Source organism: Sporosarcina cyprini (assembly GCF_022048975.1).
Taxonomy (GTDB): domain Bacteria; phylum Bacillota; class Bacilli; order Bacillales_A; family Planococcaceae; genus Sporosarcina; species Sporosarcina cyprini.
Genome location: NZ_JAKMHX010000030.1, coordinates 480,648 through 496,021 on the forward strand (window position 1 = coordinate 480,648; position 15,374 = coordinate 496,021).

At 47.6% G+C, this 15,374-nt stretch carries 19 protein-coding genes and 1 other annotated feature; all 19 genes read right to left on the minus strand.

Annotation, left to right across the window (positions count from 1 at the left end; genetic code table 11):
- Window positions 1–17: 17 nt before the first annotated feature.
- The 19 genes from tgt to mreC all read right to left on the minus strand — a co-directional run bounded on the left by tgt (window position 18) and on the right by mreC (window position 15,356).
- On the minus strand, window positions 18–1,157 hold the full coding sequence (gene tgt / locus L7D49_RS15035; protein ID WP_238082254.1) for a tRNA guanosine(34) transglycosylase Tgt: 1,140 nt from the start codon (window positions 1,155–1,157) through the stop codon (window positions 18–20).
- Between the two features lie 4 nt (window positions 1,158–1,161).
- The gene (gene queA / locus L7D49_RS15040; protein ID WP_238082256.1) at window positions 1,162–2,208 is read right to left on the minus strand and encodes a tRNA preQ1(34) S-adenosylmethionine ribosyltransferase-isomerase QueA; all 1,047 of its coding nucleotides are present in this window, start codon (window positions 2,206–2,208) and stop codon (window positions 1,162–1,164) included.
- Between the two features lie 44 nt (window positions 2,209–2,252).
- Entirely contained in the window at window positions 2,253–3,254 is a 1,002-nt protein-coding gene (ruvB, locus tag L7D49_RS15045) for a Holliday junction branch migration DNA helicase RuvB (RefSeq protein ID WP_238082259.1), read from the minus strand.
- Window positions 3,255–3,275: 21 nt separating this feature from the next.
- Entirely contained in the window at window positions 3,276–3,881 is a 606-nt protein-coding gene (gene ruvA / locus L7D49_RS15050; RefSeq protein ID WP_238082260.1) for a Holliday junction branch migration protein RuvA, read from the minus strand.
- Between the two features lie 606 nt (window positions 3,882–4,487).
- The gene (locus L7D49_RS15055) at window positions 4,488–5,360 is read right to left on the minus strand and encodes an aminoglycoside phosphotransferase family protein (RefSeq protein ID WP_238082262.1); all 873 of its coding nucleotides are present in this window, start codon (window positions 5,358–5,360) and stop codon (window positions 4,488–4,490) included.
- Between the two features lie 7 nt (window positions 5,361–5,367).
- Window positions 5,368–6,561: a LysM peptidoglycan-binding domain-containing protein gene (locus L7D49_RS15060; RefSeq protein ID WP_238082264.1), complete on the minus strand. Its 1,194-nt coding sequence runs from the start codon at window positions 6,559–6,561 to the stop codon at window positions 5,368–5,370.
- 153 nt (window positions 6,562–6,714) lie between these two features.
- A complete protein-coding gene (gene pheA, locus L7D49_RS15065) occupies window positions 6,715–7,581 on the minus strand; it encodes a prephenate dehydratase (protein ID WP_238082266.1) in 867 nt (288 codons plus the stop codon).
- A 19-nt stretch (window positions 7,582–7,600) separates the two neighbouring features.
- Window positions 7,601–8,056: an ACT domain-containing protein gene (locus L7D49_RS15070; RefSeq protein ID WP_238082268.1), complete on the minus strand. Its 456-nt coding sequence runs from the start codon at window positions 8,054–8,056 to the stop codon at window positions 7,601–7,603.
- A gap of 43 nt (window positions 8,057–8,099) precedes the next feature.
- A complete protein-coding gene (obgE, locus tag L7D49_RS15075) occupies window positions 8,100–9,389 on the minus strand; it encodes a GTPase ObgE (RefSeq protein WP_238082269.1) in 1,290 nt (429 codons plus the stop codon).
- A gap of 11 nt (window positions 9,390–9,400) precedes the next feature.
- A complete protein-coding gene (locus tag L7D49_RS15080) occupies window positions 9,401–9,922 on the minus strand; it encodes a Spo0B domain-containing protein (RefSeq protein WP_238082271.1) in 522 nt (173 codons plus the stop codon).
- A gap of 128 nt (window positions 9,923–10,050) precedes the next feature.
- Window positions 10,051–10,335, minus strand: coding sequence for a 50S ribosomal protein L27 (gene rpmA, locus L7D49_RS15085; RefSeq protein ID WP_238082273.1), 285 nt, complete (start codon window positions 10,333–10,335; stop codon window positions 10,051–10,053).
- 15 nt (window positions 10,336–10,350) lie between these two features.
- Window positions 10,351–10,674, minus strand: coding sequence for a ribosomal-processing cysteine protease Prp (locus tag L7D49_RS15090; RefSeq protein WP_238082275.1), 324 nt, complete (start codon window positions 10,672–10,674; stop codon window positions 10,351–10,353).
- A 6-nt stretch (window positions 10,675–10,680) separates the two neighbouring features.
- Window positions 10,681–10,989 carry a 50S ribosomal protein L21 gene (gene rplU, locus L7D49_RS15095; protein ID WP_184210394.1) on the minus strand — a complete coding sequence of 103 codons (309 nt, stop codon included), beginning with the start codon at window positions 10,987–10,989 and terminating at the stop codon, window positions 10,681–10,683.
- 13 nt (window positions 10,990–11,002) lie between these two features.
- Window positions 11,003–11,076 (minus strand) — a sequence feature (ribosomal protein L21 leader region).
- A 39-nt stretch (window positions 11,077–11,115) separates the two neighbouring features.
- On the minus strand, window positions 11,116–11,730 hold the full coding sequence (locus L7D49_RS15100) for a site-2 protease family protein (RefSeq protein WP_238082278.1): 615 nt from the start codon (window positions 11,728–11,730) through the stop codon (window positions 11,116–11,118).
- Window positions 11,720–12,277, minus strand: coding sequence for a peptidoglycan DD-metalloendopeptidase family protein (locus tag L7D49_RS15105; protein ID WP_238082280.1), 558 nt, complete (start codon window positions 12,275–12,277; stop codon window positions 11,720–11,722). Before L7D49_RS15105 ends, L7D49_RS15100 begins: the two co-directional genes overlap by 11 nt.
- A 166-nt stretch (window positions 12,278–12,443) precedes the next feature.
- Window positions 12,444–13,241: a septum site-determining protein MinD gene (gene minD / locus L7D49_RS15110; protein ID WP_238082282.1), complete on the minus strand. Its 798-nt coding sequence runs from the start codon at window positions 13,239–13,241 to the stop codon at window positions 12,444–12,446.
- Window position 13,242: 1 nt separating this feature from the next.
- Window positions 13,243–13,917 carry a septum site-determining protein MinC gene (minC, locus tag L7D49_RS15115; protein WP_238082284.1) on the minus strand — a complete coding sequence of 225 codons (675 nt, stop codon included), beginning with the start codon at window positions 13,915–13,917 and terminating at the stop codon, window positions 13,243–13,245.
- 24 nt (window positions 13,918–13,941) lie between these two features.
- Window positions 13,942–14,463 carry a rod shape-determining protein MreD gene (gene mreD / locus L7D49_RS15120; RefSeq protein WP_238082287.1) on the minus strand — a complete coding sequence of 174 codons (522 nt, stop codon included), beginning with the start codon at window positions 14,461–14,463 and terminating at the stop codon, window positions 13,942–13,944.
- Window positions 14,460–15,356 carry a rod shape-determining protein MreC gene (mreC, locus tag L7D49_RS15125; RefSeq protein ID WP_238082289.1) on the minus strand — a complete coding sequence of 299 codons (897 nt, stop codon included), beginning with the start codon at window positions 15,354–15,356 and terminating at the stop codon, window positions 14,460–14,462. The genes mreD and mreC overlap by 4 nt, the downstream gene beginning before the upstream one ends.
- Between the last annotated feature and the right edge of the window lie 18 nt (window positions 15,357–15,374).

Below are 15,374 nucleotides of genomic sequence, written 5' to 3' on the forward strand. Positions count from 1 at the left end.
TATTTATTATACAAGATTCAAAAGTTTTTTGCATTTGGTTTGTTAAATCCGTATTGTTCAAAAAACTCTTCACGGAAGTCGCCTAAGCGGTCGTTCCGTATCGCCTCACGCACTTTCTCCATTAAATTCAGGAGGAAGTGGAGGTTATGATAGGACGTCAAACGAAGGCCAAAGGTTTCATTTGCGCGAATCAGATGGCGAATGTACGCCCGGCTATAATTTTTGCATGCATAGCAATCGCAGTTCGGATCAAGCGGACCAAAATCACGTTCAAACTTTGCATTTTTGACGACAAGACGTCCTTCACTTGTCATCAATGTGCCGTTTCGTGCAATCCGAGTAGGCAGTACGCAGTCAAACATGTCCACGCCGCGGATCGCCCCGTCAATTAATGAATCAGGAGACCCGACACCCATCAAATATCTCGGTTTGTCAGCTGGCAACAATGGTGTTGTGAACTCCAGCACGCGGTTCATAATGTCTTTCGGTTCCCCGACAGACAATCCTCCGATCGCATATCCCGGAAAATCAAGGGAGACGAGATCCTTCGCACTCTGCTTGCGGAGCTCTTCAAATTCACCGCCCTGCACAATGCCGAACAGTCCTTGATCCTCAGGACGCGCATGCGCCTGAAGGCATCGTTCAGCCCATCTGGACGTGCGCTCCACGCTGGACTTCATATATTCGTAGGTTGCAGGATACGGCGGACACTCATCAAATGCCATCATAATATCCGATCCGAGCGCGTTTTGGATTTCCATCGCGCCTTCTGGACTCAGGAACAGCTTGCTGCCATTCAGGTGATGCCTGAAATGCACGCCTTCTTCTTCTATCTTACGGAAATCACTTAAAGAAAATACTTGAAATCCGCCAGAATCAGTTAAAATAGGCCGGTCCCAGTTCATGAATTTATGGAGACCGCCCGCTTCCCGGATGACCTCGTGACCCGGACGAAGCCAAAGATGATACGTGTTGCTCAGAATAATGCCGGCTCCGATCTGTTTCAATTCTTCTGGAGACATGGTCTTGACAGTGGCCAATGTTCCGACCGGCATGAAGGCAGGCGTTTCAAATGAACCATGCGGCGTATGGACAATACCAAGCCGGGCGCCTGTTTGTTTACAAGTTTTAATATGTTCGTACGTAATGGCTGCCATGAAATTAATCCTTTCTTTTTGGCGTTCTGATGAACATCGCATCCCCGAAACTGAAGAATCGGTAGCGTTGTTCAACCGCCTCATTATAAGCTGCTAAAATATGCTCCCGAGAAGAAAGAGCGGAAACGAGCATAATCAATGTCGATTTTGGCAAATGGAAGTTTGTCAACAATCCATCCAAAATACTGAATTCATACCCAGGGTAGATGAAAATGGATGTCCAGCCGCTGGAAGCCACAATTTTCCCGTTATTGGCGCTTGCGATTGTTTCCAATGTTCGCGCGGATGTCGTTCCGATAGCAAACACACGGCCGCCGTTTTCTTTTGCAGAGTTGATAGCGTCCGCGGCTTCCTCCGTGACATTATAGTATTCGGAATGCATCGTATGATCCTCGATCGTATCCGAGCTGACCGGACGGAATGTCCCGAGCCCGACATGCAGGGTGATAAAGGCAATCCCGACACCTTTTTCCCGAATCCGCTGTAATATCTCTTCCGTGAAATGAAGGCCGGCGGTCGGTGCCGCAGCAGAACCCCTCTCCTTCGCAAATACCGTCTGATAACGGGATTGGTCTTCAAGCGTTTCTGTAATATATGGAGGCAAAGGCATTTGGCCGAGGGCATCCAAAATTTCATAAAAAATCCCTTCGTAGACGAACTTGAAAATCCGCCCTCCCTGTTCCAGCACTTCTACACATTCCGCTTTCAATCTGCCATCACCAAAGGATACGACCGTTCCCGGTTTGACTCGCTTGGCAGGTTTGACAAGCGTTTCCCACTGATCCTCTCCTGTTTCCTTCAACAACAAGAGCTCAATGGAAGCGCCTGTATCCTCTTTCGTACCGATCAAGCGGGCCGGCAACACCTTTGTATTGTTAAGGACGATTAGATCGCCCTCCTCGAGTTCATCTACAATATCCCGAAAGATTTTATGTTCCACTTCACCAGTCTCGCGATCGAACAGCATCAGCCGGCTCGCCGTCCGATCAGCAAGAGGCGTTTGAGCGATCAATTCTTCCGGAAGTTCAAAATCAAAATCATTTACATCCATTCGTCCAGTTACTCCCTTATGTTAAATTAAGTGTATCCAGGTCTTTATTCATTCTCCCCGTAAGCATAACCGAAATGCTCATAGGCTAAGCGTGTAGCGATTCTGCCCCGAGGTGTCCGCTGCAAAAAGCCGATCTGCAAAAGATAAGGCTCGTAGACATCCTCAATCGTTATGGATTCTTCGCCGATGCTCGCCGAAATTGTATCCAATCCGACCGGACCTCCACGAAACCGCTCGATCATGCTTTTGAGCAGTTTATGGTCAATATGGTCGAGACCATGTGAATCGACCTGCAGCATTTCCAGCGCTTCTTTGACGATAATTTCATCAATCGTGCCATTTCCACGCACTTGCGCATAATCCCGGACACGCCGCAATAGCCGGTTGGCGATTCGCGGGGTGCCACGAGAACGCCTCGCAATTTCTTCCGCGGCGCTTTCCATGATTTCCACGTCAAACAGACCCGCGCTGCGCTGGATGATTTCTTGCAGAGGTTTCACTTCATAATATTCCAGCCGCAGCGGCACTCCGAAGCGATCTCGCAGCGGAGCCGATAAGGAGCCGGCTCTCGTCGTTGCGCCTATCAATGTGAACGGAGGCAGATCGAGCCGGATTGATTTGGCAGCCGGCCCTTTGCCGACAACGATATCTAGGCAAAAATCCTCCATTGCCGGATAAAGGACTTCTTCAATGGCCCGATTCAACCGATGGATCTCATCGATGAAAAGGACATCGCCCGGTTCCAGGGAAGACACGACTGCCGCCAGATCACCAGGACGTTCGATTGCAGGACCGCTCGTCATCCGGACATTCACACCCATTTCATTCGCAATAACGGCTGCAAGCGTCGTCTTGCCAAGTCCCGGAGGCCCATAAAGCAGAACATGATCCAAACTCTCATTACGTCCTTTGGCCGCCTCGATGAAAATGCTCAGATTTTCTTTCACCTGAGCCTGTCCAATATATTGTGACAATGTCTGCGGCCTGAGCGACTGCTCAAATCCTTCATCAAAATGGGAATGTTCACTGGATACAACCCGCTCCATCCAAGCCCCCTCCTTTCATCTCTATTTCTGTTTCAATAAAAGCTGCAAAGCCAATTTCATATAGCCTTCCGTGTCGCGCTCCTCTTTTTGAAGATGCGGTTTCACTTTCGACAGTTCCCTAGCGGAATACCCAAGTGCTTCGAGCGCCAGCAGCGCCTCTTCCAAATCATCGTTTTCAGCCATCGATAACAGGGATGGCTCGTCCCCTGGCATATCAATCTCAAGAAACAGATCATGCAATTTCCCTTTCAAATCCAAAATCATCTGGCGTGCTGTCTTCTTGCCCACCCCTGGGAATTTGGTCAGGAAACTTTCATCCTCCCGTTCGATCGCCCCGACGACTTGCGAAGGAATGCCGCTCGCCAAAATGGCCAATGCGCCTTTCGGGCCAATACCGGACACAGTTATCAATTTTTTGAACAGCTCTCGCTGCTCCAACGTCTTGAAGCCTAACAGCCATTGCATATCTTCCCTAACATGCATATATGTGAAAACTTGCTGGATCTCTTCCGTCTGATGGAACACATAAGGGTTCGGTGTCATAATCTGATATCCGATTCCGCCTTGTTCCAGCGTTATGTATTCCGGCGTCACGCGCGTAACCTTGCCTTTTATATAATCGTACAAAGTACTCTCCCCCTACATCAATATTACGATTATAGCATACGAACGGGTTTTCTACCTATCCAAGAGCAATAGATTGCATGTAAGAGAAATGAAAGTATTATCTGTCATCCGTTCTTTTTTATTTGGTGCGATTACGTCCACGTATCTGTGCATAAACATGTAACCATCCGTGCCTATGCAGAATTGCGTCTATATATTAATTTTCATTAACCGAGCATAACTAACATGCACCCAAGCATTGGCCCACGACACCCGAGCATAACCAACACGCACCCGCGCATAAACTCACGACACCCAAGCACAACCACCCCGCACCCGCGCATTGACCAATGACACCCGAGCATAACCAACACGCACCCACGCATTAACTCACGACACCCAAGCATAACCGCCCTGCACCCGCGCTAACCAATCACCATACACCCAGTAGCACCAAAAAATTTAATCAAACATACCATTAATCCAAACAAAAAAAGAGCCGCTGCAAGAGCGGCCATCCAGTTATCTCTTTCCAATCGTTCTCATCCGAATTAAACGATCGTTTCCTGTTCCAAACAAAAGGAAACATTCCGCCGAATAGGTAGTGTAGATAATGGGCTCCTCAAATTACTTCATCCTTTTTTCCACGTCATACCATAACTTCGGCCAAGCAAATAATGCGGCTTCCGTAAACGGGATCAGCTGCCTCGCCAGCTTTTGCTGATTGTGTTCGGGCAGTGTCAAGAGATGAAGCCATTCCCTGAGTATTTCATTTGGATACAATAGCATCGCTTTTGCACTTCGGTTCATCTTGTCAAGCGCCTGTTGTTCATCAAAGAGAAATTCGACATTGTAGGACACATGCGGTAACACCCGATGGCTCCATAACGCCAGCTCGGTATCCGGATGTGAGGAGCAAGCCAGATCGAAATCAATTAAACGAATTACCCCATTTTCATCCCGAAGAATATTATGGTGCACGACGTCTCCATGCAGTAAGGTGTGCTGCCCGATTGCTTCTTTGGCGTGTTGCTTGACAATCGGCAGCGCTTCCTTTGCATAAAAAATGATTTCCTGTACTCGGCGGACACCAATCAGTTGTTGAAAAAAAGCTCGATGATCGAGGAATCGGCTAAGCCGGTCCGTCCATTTCATCATTAATGGATAGGTATGCAAATAGGGTGACGCCTTCCAATTAAAATGCCGGTCTGTCTGGTGGAGTTCCCGCAATGCAGTTAAAGAATCTGTTCGATCCGCCCGGCGTTTGTAGCTGACCGGCCTCGCATTTTCTAGCCATGGCTGTTTTAGCAACAACTGATCCTCCGTCGGCAGTAATGGCACGATATGAGGAAAATTCAATTTCTCCAATTCTTCATGGACATATTTCACTTTGACGGCAGTGGACATGGAACGATATTGCTTCAATGAATATTTCGTGCCGGCCTCTTCCACTTTCCACACATTATCTTTGATCTGCTTGACATTGGGCTCCAGCGTCATACGCCGGTCAGTAAGCTCCGTACGAGTTGTAACCGTAATGTGGACCAGCTACCGGCATCGGATGACACGGTCCATAACATGGTGCCGGCATGCCCCAGCAAGGATGCTGGTACATTGGTGAAACATGCATAGGCTGTTGTCCGCAGCCACAGTCACAGCCTTGACTGCAACCGAATTGGTAAGGCTGCGGATGCATTGGATAAATGTGAAATGGCTGGTTTTGAGCAGGCGAAATCATTTGAGGCACATATCCCTGTTCAGGCGGACAGTGGACGGATTCCTCCCATTGCTGCTGCATCATCGGTGATTCCTTCTCTTCTTTTTCAAACATCGGGGACTCCACCATTTTCCATCCACCCGACATCGGATATTGCGGCGGGAACGCACCTGGTGCCTGCCCTGGACAGATTGGAGACTCTTCCTTGCATTCTTCCTTCATTTCAGGCATGTATGGCATTTGCATTTGCGGCATCTGCATTGGCATTTGCGGCATTGGCATTTGCGGCATTTGCATCTGTGGCATTTGCATTGGCATTTGTGGCATTTGCATGTGGTGGTGCTGCATCGGATGCATATGCTGATGGCAATCGACATCAAAACACGGCATACATCCACATGGAATCGTAAAGATCGGTTGAATGTATTGCGGCATTGGATATGGCATCGGCATTGGATACGGCATCGCTACCGGCGGCATTTGTGGTGTTTGGACTGTTGGTGATTCCTCTTCCGGAGTCGGCATGGACGGCGGCATTGGCGGCATCTGTGGTGTTGGCGGTATCGGTGTCATGGTCGGCGGCTTTGAAACAGGCGGCTTCATACTTGGCGGCCTTTCTGAGCTAGGCGGCTTGGTCGGGCTAGGCGGTTTCGTTGCACTCGGCGGCTTCATCGTTGGCGGCTTTGGCACTTCTGGTGATTCCTCTGCAGTCGGCAGCGGAATAGGAGGCGCCGGAGTCGTCGGTTTAGATGGCTGGGCCGGTTTTTGCTGGGGCTTTACCGCTTCCCCTTTTGTTTTAGGTAATGTCGTTCCTGGTTTTCCTTGGTGTTCATGTTTCGCAGGCAAAAAGATCTTCATTCCTGGCACAATATAATCCGGGTTCGCCAAATGGGCGTTCACCCGTTTCAACTCTTCAAAGGGAATCCCATACTGCCTTGCGATTTTCCATAATGTATCCCCTTTTACCACTACATGGACTTCCACTAAAAAAATCCCCCTTCCATCAATCCATCGTATGAACGAACGCCCGTATTTGTGACCTTTAATTTCGTTAGGCATCCTTACTCCCATGTATACTGCCGGAGAACTGCCAATATACATAAAAAGCCACGTTCAAAATTTTGAACGTGGCGTTTATTATGCATATGTGAAATATGTGCCGAATGATCGAACCGAGCAATGAAGAGCGGCTAGTTCCTCCATCGCGCCTTTCATCATCGGATGTTCTTCCGATTCCATAACATCGATGATAAAAAAGTAATTTCCCAGCCCTGTCTTTAAAGGACGGGATTCAATTTTACTTAAATTCAATTTACGCCAGGCGAAAACGGATAGAATTTGATGCAGCACCCCTGACCGATCATCTTCTGGCAGCTTCACCATCAGCGTTGTCTTTGGCTGTCCGGAGTGGGTGTCCAGTTCAAGCTGGCCTTTACGCAATGACAGGACAACGAACCGGGTATGATTAAAACGAAAATCATGAATGCTTTCCTCAGCAATATGCAAATCGTATTTTTCGGCAGCCAATCGGTTCCCGATGGCTGCAATCCGTTGTTCGGGATGCTCAGCTACGTATTTCGCGGCAGCCGCTGTAGAGGTTGTTTGGATAAGCGGAACACGCCGGTAATGGTATTGCAAATATTTATGGCATTGCGCGAGCGCGTGCGGATGAGAGTGGACAGATTCCACTTTTCCGCTACCATTCTTATGTAATATATTCACCATTAAATGTTGTTCAATAGGAGTCGATATTTCCGCATTAATAAACAGTTCGCTCCCATGAAATAAATAATCAATTGTTAACGGTACTGAACCCTCAAGAGCATTTTCGAGCGGGACGATCGCGTAGGCGACATGCCCGGCAGAAACAGCTTCGATACAGTCGGGAATTGTCGGATGCGGCACGAGGCCTGCCTCTTCGAATAATTGTGTTGCTGCTACATGCGTGAACGATGCCTCAGGTCCTAAATAAGCGACCGATGGTGTAAATTTGTCCTTAGCCATGATAAACCTCCTAGCCAATTCAAAGTGCGCCTGAACTGATCAAGTGAACGGAATCGATAAAATTTGGCGCTTTCATGCGCTGCATGAATTCATCCATTTTTAATGGCATTTCCGTCACATCCAACGATAACGTAATATTTGCACGGCCCTGTACCGGAATCGTCTGGTGGATCGTCAGAACATTGCACCTTGCATCTGAAATGATTTGAAGAATGGTCGCAAGAGACCCTTGACGATCTTCCAGCTGAATGAAGATCGTCAGAATGCGCTCTCTGGCGATGGATTCGAACGGGAATACCGTATCCCGATATTTATAATAAGCACTCCGGGACAGGCCGACCCGTTTTGTTGCTTCTTGGATCGTCCGTTCTTCCCCGCTCGCAAGCAGTCGCTTTGCCTCGAGCATCTTTTGCATCGATTCCGTTAAAACGTCTTCCCGCACAAGATAAAATTGTCCTTTTCCAAGCGGATTCATAGCACGCCTCCCCCAAACGGACCGTAATTACAGGTCTTCTCTCTTATTCGATGAATTCAAATTCAAAATCAAGGATCCGGACGATATCGCCATCCTGTGCTCCTCGCTCACGAAGCGCATCGTCGACTCCCATGCCGCGCATTTGTCTTGCAAATTTCCGGACAGATTGATCGAAATTGAAATCCGTCATCTTGAACAAGCGTTCAAGCGTATAACCGGACAGTACATAGGCGCCGTCATCATCGCGAGTGATTTTGAAGTCAGGCGTTTCGCTCTCATGCTTATACATGACCGAATGTTCTTCTTCATCATGCTCTTCGTACATCGGGAATTCCGGTGTCGTCTCAAGCAAGTCAGCTACCGCAAACAGCAAATCATCCAGCCCTTGGCGGGTGATCGCTGAAATCGGGAATATCCGGATGGACTCATCGTTCAGCTTCTCTTTGAACAGTTGTAAGTTCTCTTCCGAATCCGGCATGTCCATCTTATTGGCCACGATGACCTGCGGACGCTCCATCAACCGTAAATTGTATTGCTCCAGCTCCGCATTAATCGTTGTGTAATCTTCATACGGATCTCGTCCTTCCAATCCAGACATATCGATCACATGTATGATGACGCGTGTCCGCTCGATATGACGAAGGAATTGATGCCCTAACCCGACGCCTTCATGCGCCCCTTCAATCAATCCAGGCAAATCCGCAAGCACGAAGGTCCGGTTGTCCACTGTTTCAACCATTCCCAAATTCGGGACCAGCGTCGTAAAATGATAATCGGCAATTTTCGGCTTCGCTGCTGAGACAACCGAAAGCAGCGTCGATTTGCCGACGCTTGGAAATCCGACCAGACCTGCGTCTGCCAAAACTTTCAGTTCCAGCACGATTTCCCTTTCCACGCCCGGCTCTCCTTTTTCCGACAGCTCTGGCGCTGAATTCTGTGGTGTCGCAAACCGGGAATTTCCTCGTCCGCCGCGTCCGCCTTTTGCAATGACAGCTGTTTGTCCATGCTCAACTAGATCCGCAATGATTTCGTCTGTCTCGGCATTCTTGACGACTGTGCCAGGAGGAACCTTGACAACCATATCTTCTCCTCCGCGGCCATGTTTGTTCTTACTGCCGCCATGCTCTCCACGCGGCGCTTTGAAATGGCGCTGATAACGAAAATCCATCAACGTCCGCAATCCTTCGTCGACGATGAAAACGACATCGCCTCCTTTGCCTCCGTCACCGCCGGCAGGGCCGCCGTATGCGACGTACTTTTCACGGCGGAACGCAACCATCCCGTCTCCGCCATCCCCGCCTTTGACATATACTTTTACATGATCGACAAACATAATTCTTCCTCCTATCGTCCACTGATCGTGAACGTCCATTGGCCATCATCGGCCGTTTCCGTAATCGCAATATTTAAATTGCCTGTAATAGCCGGACATACGACAGGCACTGTTTCTTCCAGTTCCATTTGGATGCTCCACTCCGAATCAGTTGCTGATACGTGAATGATCAACTCATGATCATCCAAAGGATTCAAAACGGCCGCGACCGATTGAACTACTGTTTCCAAATAGTCTGCCACTGCCCGATCGTCCACTGCCCGATCAGCAGCTGCCACAATATCGCACTCAATCCGTTTTGAGAATTCAGTATGGACCCAATCAAACGTATTCAGCCATTCCTCTACCGAAGGCATGCGTAGCCTTTCCAGCATAGCCATGGAGCGTTGCCGTTCCGTCGCTCCTAAAATCGCCTTCCGCGCTTCTTCCTTATTATCCAAATCGATATATAATAATATTAGCTGAAGCTCATTCAAAAAATCATGTCTGGCAAATTTCAGCGCTTCCGTCACCGTTATTTGTTTGGTATCCATTTTTTCACCGCCAACTGTGTCATACTTTAGAGTATAACATTTCATCAGTTGGAAATACATGAAGGAAACGCTGATGAATCCAAAAAAGGACTGCATATTAACTATGCAGTCCTCTTTCTTGATATCCATTAAGCTTCCTTAGGATAAACGCTCACTTTCTTCTTGTCGCGGCCAAAACGTTCAAAACGAACAACGCCGTCAACTTTTGCGAAAAGTGTATCGTCACCGCCGCGGCCAACGTTTTCACCTGGGTGAATTTTTGTTCCGCGTTGGCGATAAAGGATTGAGCCGCCTGTTACGAATTGTCCGTCAGCGCGCTTTGCGCCAAGACGTTTCGATTCAGAGTCACGACCGTTCTTTGTAGAACCTACCCCTTTTTTCGATGCAAAAAACTGGAGATCCAAACGTAGCATGTGATCCACCTCCTGTCATTTGAAAGTAATCTGTATATGGTTCCCATAATCTTGTTCAATCGTCTGCAATGAAACAATCATCGCCCTGACAATCAGTTGGATATCAGCATCCTTTTCCGTAACCGGAAAGTCTACTTTTATATATCCACCATCCGATCCCTGCTTTATTTCAGGCGTGATTCCAGTCAATGCGATAATCGCGTTGACGGATCCGAACGAAACGGCTGAAGCCCCTGCACAAACAAGGTCTTTTCCATGTTCAGCAAAGTCGGCGTGGCCTTTCATTTCAAAAGAGCTGATGCGGCCCGATGGCTGTTCAGTGATAATGACTTCGATCATGCCGGCTTACAGATTGATGCCTTCGATGACAACTTTCGTGTATGGCTGACGATGACCTTGCTTCTTGTGGTAGTTCTTTTTCGGCTTGTATTTGAAGACAGTGATCTTCTTGCCGCGGCCATGCTTAACGATTTTACCAGTAACCGTTGCACCTTCCACGAATGGAGCGCCAACTTTCACGTCTTCTCCACCAACGAATAGAACTTTGTCGAATGTTACAGTTTCCTCAGCTTCGCCGACTACTTTTTCGATGTAGACTTCTTGGCCTTGTTCGACTTTGATTTGTTTTCCACCAGTTTCAATGATTGCGTACATACTTGCACCTCCTCTATAGACTCAGACTCGCCCTCCAAGGTGATCCAAACGGATGCTTGTACCTTATCAGCGCGGTTGTAGCACGGGTGCTACAAACAATAACATTAAAATATTACCACGCCCTGGTTACCGCGTCAACTGTTTTTCAATTAACCGTTCATAAGCATACTCGTATTTGCGATATCGGTAGGAAGATATATTTTGAAACAACAGAAAAGCAGCTAGGCACATATAGAGAAGCGTATCTGGAAAACCATTCATCAAAACTAGCAAGCCGGCTGCCAATAAAAGAATAGAGCCCATTAAAAAAAGAGACTTCGATTGTTGTCTCTTTTCTTTCCGCTCCAGCAGCGTACTCAGCGCCTGTCCTCCATCCAAAGGAAGTATGGGGAGCAAGTTTAGTAAAAGGATGGCCAGCTGGATTTTCTTTAACTCGGCAGAACCCGGTACATTATTAAAACTTACAATTATCAGCAGCAGGGCCGTTGCAATGGGACCTCCCAACGCTACACTAATCCTCGCCTTTTTGGAATATAGATAGCGTTTTGGTATGGAAAGCTCGCCACCGTAAGGAAGAATGGTACAGGAACGGACACGCATTCCCGCCCATTTTGCGGCAAGAACATGTCCAGCCTCGTGAACTAATAGAGACAGGAAAATGAGAGCATAAAGAGATAAACCGCCTGTCAGAGCCAAAAAGGCAAAAAACGGCAACAGGATGGGGTGGAGCTTAATTCGCATCGGCCGGTTCCGAGAAATACGTGGCCAGCATATCGGCATCCAAATTGATTCCTTCCCGCTTCACTTGCAAATACATCGTCTCTTCATTCATCAGAGCGAGTGTATCTCCTTTCTTTACAGTTGTATAAGGCAGCTTCGAGATGCTTCCGACAAATCCATACGTCACCTCGTCACCATCATCATAAAGAACCGTCACTGTTTTACCCGATTGCCGGGTAGACCCCGTAAAAACGACCAGGCCATCCCCTCGGGCAAGAACAGGCATTGGTTGAGAATACGAGACGATAACACCTTTGTCATACGGCTGCATTGACTCATACGATGCAAAAGGGACATCTACGTCCTGCTTTCCCGCCACTGCAATTGTTTCCGTTTTTTCATCTCCCAGTAAAGAAGCGACCCATTTCTTCATTACAATAAAATCTTTTCCCGTCGTTACATATTGTGTAACGGGTTTCTTCACTAGCCCAACCTCTTCTAATTTCGCGACGCCGATAACTCCGATCGTCAGAACAATTGCTGCCATCCATTTTGTTTTCCATTTCATCCGCCGCACCGCCTTTTTTCCAGTATATGACGAGGACAGGCAGAATATTATGGGCGAATGCCAAGAGAATTGAAAGAAAGTTCAGTCGTTCCTTTCCTTTGCAACGGCACCGGCCAAATAAAAACACACCTTTTGGCATTTTTTCATACCAAGAGGTGTGCAGGCGTCATTTTGCAAATAATGATTTCAATTTCCCAAAAAAGCCGGGTTTTCCTGTATCCAGCGACATGAGCGGAACCGATTCACCCAATATGCGTCTCGCAATATTGCGGTAACCGATCGCTGCCGGATTGGAAGGATCCATTACGACAGGCTCTCCTTTGTTAGAAGAAGAGATGACGTTTTCATCGTCCAACACGATCCCAAGCAAATCAATCGATAGATGGGTCGTAATTTCATTGACATCGAGCGCATCGCCCCGATTGACGAGCTGGCTCTTGATCCGGTTAATAATGAGCTTTGGCGGGTCGATCGGCTCCGCTTCCAGCAGGCCGATAATCCGGTCTGCATCCCGGACAGCCGAAATTTCAGGTGTCGTGACAACTATGGCACGATCCGCGCCAGCTACCGCATTTTTATAGCCCTGTTCAATGCCGGCCGGGCAATCGATTAAAACGTAATCATAGTCACGCTTTAATTCTGTGACCAGCTCTTTCATCTCTTCAGGGGAAATGGCATTTTTATCTGTCGTTTGAGCGGCCGGCAATAAAAAGAGGCCATCCTCGAAACGTTTGTCTTTCACTAATGCCTGGTGTACTTTACAACGGCCTTTGATCACATCGACGAGATCATAAATGATACGATTTTCAAGGCCTAGGATGACATCCAGATTCCGTAGACCGATATCTGTATCAACAAGGCATACCTTTTTGCCTTGCAGGGCCAATGCAGTTCCAAGGTTCGCAGAAGTCGTCGTCTTTCCGACTCCGCCTTTACCAGATGTTATTACTATTGCTTCCCCCACATCAGCTTCCTCCTTTGAAAGTTGACAGATTTGGCCGGAGAATCCGAAGTTCCTGCAAACGATCAATGGCAATGAAGCCATTTGAATGTATGTAGGCGCATTCCATTTCCGGTTGTTCCGATAAAATTGTCAATTCGTCCGTCATAGTTTCCATCTTATCAGCAATGATTAAATGCGTAGCCTCAAGCCATGATGCGGCGATTACACAATCTTCGTTGCCGCCTGCACCGGCATGAGCCATCCCTTTCAGGCGCCCGAGCACATAAATGCTTCCTGCAGCGACCACCTTGCCATTCGGATTGACATCTCCGATGACAACTAGATCACCTTCCGCTTCAATCACTTGCCCGGAGCGAACGATGCCGATATACGTTTCGGACTGGCGTTCAACGATTTTCTGATTGCACTCGTCCATTGAGATAACATCACTTTGAATTTTAGAGACGCGCAGATGAGGCGACTCATGCACAATCGCCATGATCTCCCGCAGCTCTTCCTCATTGCAGAATCGGTGTCCCGTGTGGACCTTCACCTCTGCCACGCCTTCGAGGCTGTTTTCGCTCACTTTTCTGCGGAGTTCCGCAATCATATCCGAATACGAGCATTTATCATCAAGTCGGAGGACAAGGCCGTCTTTTGTCCCTTTTATCGTTACAAATTGCTGTTTCGTCGTCATTTGCGTCCCCCACAATTTCTTGAGTTATGATCCGGCCTGATTTTGCATTCCTCTTCCGGTCATCACTTTTTTGAACAACCAGCCGAACATTCCAATAAAGATGGCATTGGCAATCATCGTCGGTACCAGGCGCCTTACGATGAATTCATCCAGATGGATAGAAGTCAAAGCAATCAGACTGGCAAAGAAGTAAGAAAGCAATTCAAGTAACACGATGAGTATCACCGATAAGAACATCACGGTAACAATATGACGATGTACTTGGCGTATTAGCAACGCACCGAGATAACAGACCAGCGGATATAAAAAAGTATATACTCCAATAATATCAATGTGATACATATCATACAAGAGTCCAAGTATTAAACCTAACAGGATGGCCCGCTTCTGATTGTAATAGACAGCGAGAAAAATGAGGTAGACGATGACGAAACGGGGTACAAGTATATATTCCATGCCCCCTATGTCGATCGGGGAAAACAAACTAAAAACAGGTTCCAGGAAAAAGAGACAGACCGCAAGCAGAGGGATGATGAACCGGCTCATGATTCATCCTCCCCCTGGTCTTCCGTCGGACTCTCCGTATCTGTACCATTTTTATATACTTCCATCTTCCGTTTGGCAATGACAACATGATCGAGCATGGAGAAATCCGCAGCCGGGCGGATATAAGCCAATTTCGTCAAGCCGTAATCATCTGTCGACACTTCTGTCACTTCCCCGATATAAAGACCTTTCGGGAAAATACCGCCTAACCCTGAAGATTCCACTTTCATTCCCACTTTAACATCAAAACTCGAATCAATCCGTTTCATGATTAATTCTCTGCGGTCCGGGTCATACCCTTCAATCAAACCAAAAACGGATGTTTCACCCGGGATGACTGCAGCCACACGGAAATTACGGTTTTCTGTCGAAAGAAGTTCAACAGTCGCATTCGTTTTCGTCACATTGACTACTTTTCCGACCAGCCCTTTTGCTGTTATTACCGCCATGTCCAATTCCACTCCGCTTGTCGAACCACGGTCGACAATGACTTTCTCCTCCCATTGATCGGGATTCCGCGAGATGACCGTCGCCTGGATCGGATCAAATCCACGCAAGTCTTCCGTCTTATCAATCAATTCTCTCAAGCGTTTGTTTTCTGCTTTGACATCAGCCAGCTCCACTTGGTTCGAAGCGTACTCTTGCAGTCTCGCTTTCAGTTGCTTGTTTTCCTCATATGTATTCAATATCCCGTCAATCTTTTCGATTGTGCCCGTAATATAGTGCGCCGGCTTCGAAAATAAGGATTGTCCGAAGCCGACGACATCTTTCACTATCTGTTCAGGGATCGTAGCATTTCTGCGATCCTTCAGGGAGAATGAAATCAATGCCACAAGCACGATGACGCCAACGAGCAATAATATCAATCGTTTATTTGAAAAAAATCGCGGCATTGGCCCAAATCCTCCCTA

What these genes read in the sequence shown, in the direction of transcription:
- mreD (WP_238082287.1), bottom strand. Translation starts at nt 14,463, where the DNA reads ATGAGCCGGTTCATCATCCCTCTGCTTGCGGTCTGTCTCTTTTTCCTG.
- rplU (WP_184210394.1), bottom strand. Translation starts at nt 10,989, where the DNA reads ATGTACGCAATCATTGAAACTGGTGGAAAACAAATCAAAGTCGAACAA.
- tgt (WP_238082254.1), bottom strand. Translation starts at nt 1,157, where the DNA reads ATGGCAGCCATTACGTACGAACATATTAAAACTTGTAAACAAACAGGC.
- ruvB (WP_238082259.1), bottom strand. Translation starts at nt 3,254, where the DNA reads ATGGAGCGGGTTGTATCCAGTGAACATTCCCATTTTGATGAAGGATTT.
- L7D49_RS15070 (WP_238082268.1), bottom strand. Translation starts at nt 8,056, where the DNA reads ATGAATCCGCTTGGAAAAGGACAATTTTATCTTGTGCGGGAAGACGTT.
- L7D49_RS15100 (WP_238082278.1), bottom strand. Translation starts at nt 11,730, where the DNA reads ATGCGAATTAAGCTCCACCCCATCCTGTTGCCGTTTTTTGCCTTTTTG.
- pheA (WP_238082266.1), bottom strand. Translation starts at nt 7,581, where the DNA reads ATGGCTAAGGACAAATTTACACCATCGGTCGCTTATTTAGGACCTGAG.
- minC (WP_238082284.1), bottom strand. Translation starts at nt 13,917, where the DNA reads ATGACGACGAAACAGCAATTTGTAACGATAAAAGGGACAAAAGACGGC.
- L7D49_RS15055 (WP_238082262.1), bottom strand. Translation starts at nt 5,360, where the DNA reads ATGACGCTGGAGCCCAATGTCAAGCAGATCAAAGATAATGTGTGGAAA.
- L7D49_RS15090 (WP_238082275.1), bottom strand. Translation starts at nt 10,674, where the DNA reads ATGATCGAAGTCATTATCACTGAACAGCCATCGGGCCGCATCAGCTCT.
- L7D49_RS15105 (WP_238082280.1), bottom strand. Translation starts at nt 12,277, where the DNA reads ATGAAATGGAAAACAAAATGGATGGCAGCAATTGTTCTGACGATCGGA.
- rpmA (WP_238082273.1), bottom strand. Translation starts at nt 10,335, where the DNA reads ATGCTACGTTTGGATCTCCAGTTTTTTGCATCGAAAAAAGGGGTAGGT.
- L7D49_RS15080 (WP_238082271.1), bottom strand. Translation starts at nt 9,922, where the DNA reads ATGGATACCAAACAAATAACGGTGACGGAAGCGCTGAAATTTGCCAGA.
- queA (WP_238082256.1), bottom strand. Translation starts at nt 2,208, where the DNA reads ATGGATGTAAATGATTTTGATTTTGAACTTCCGGAAGAATTGATCGCT.
- obgE (WP_238082269.1), bottom strand. Translation starts at nt 9,389, where the DNA reads ATGTTTGTCGATCATGTAAAAGTATATGTCAAAGGCGGGGATGGCGGA.
- mreC (WP_238082289.1), bottom strand. Translation starts at nt 15,356, where the DNA reads ATGCCGCGATTTTTTTCAAATAAACGATTGATATTATTGCTCGTTGGC.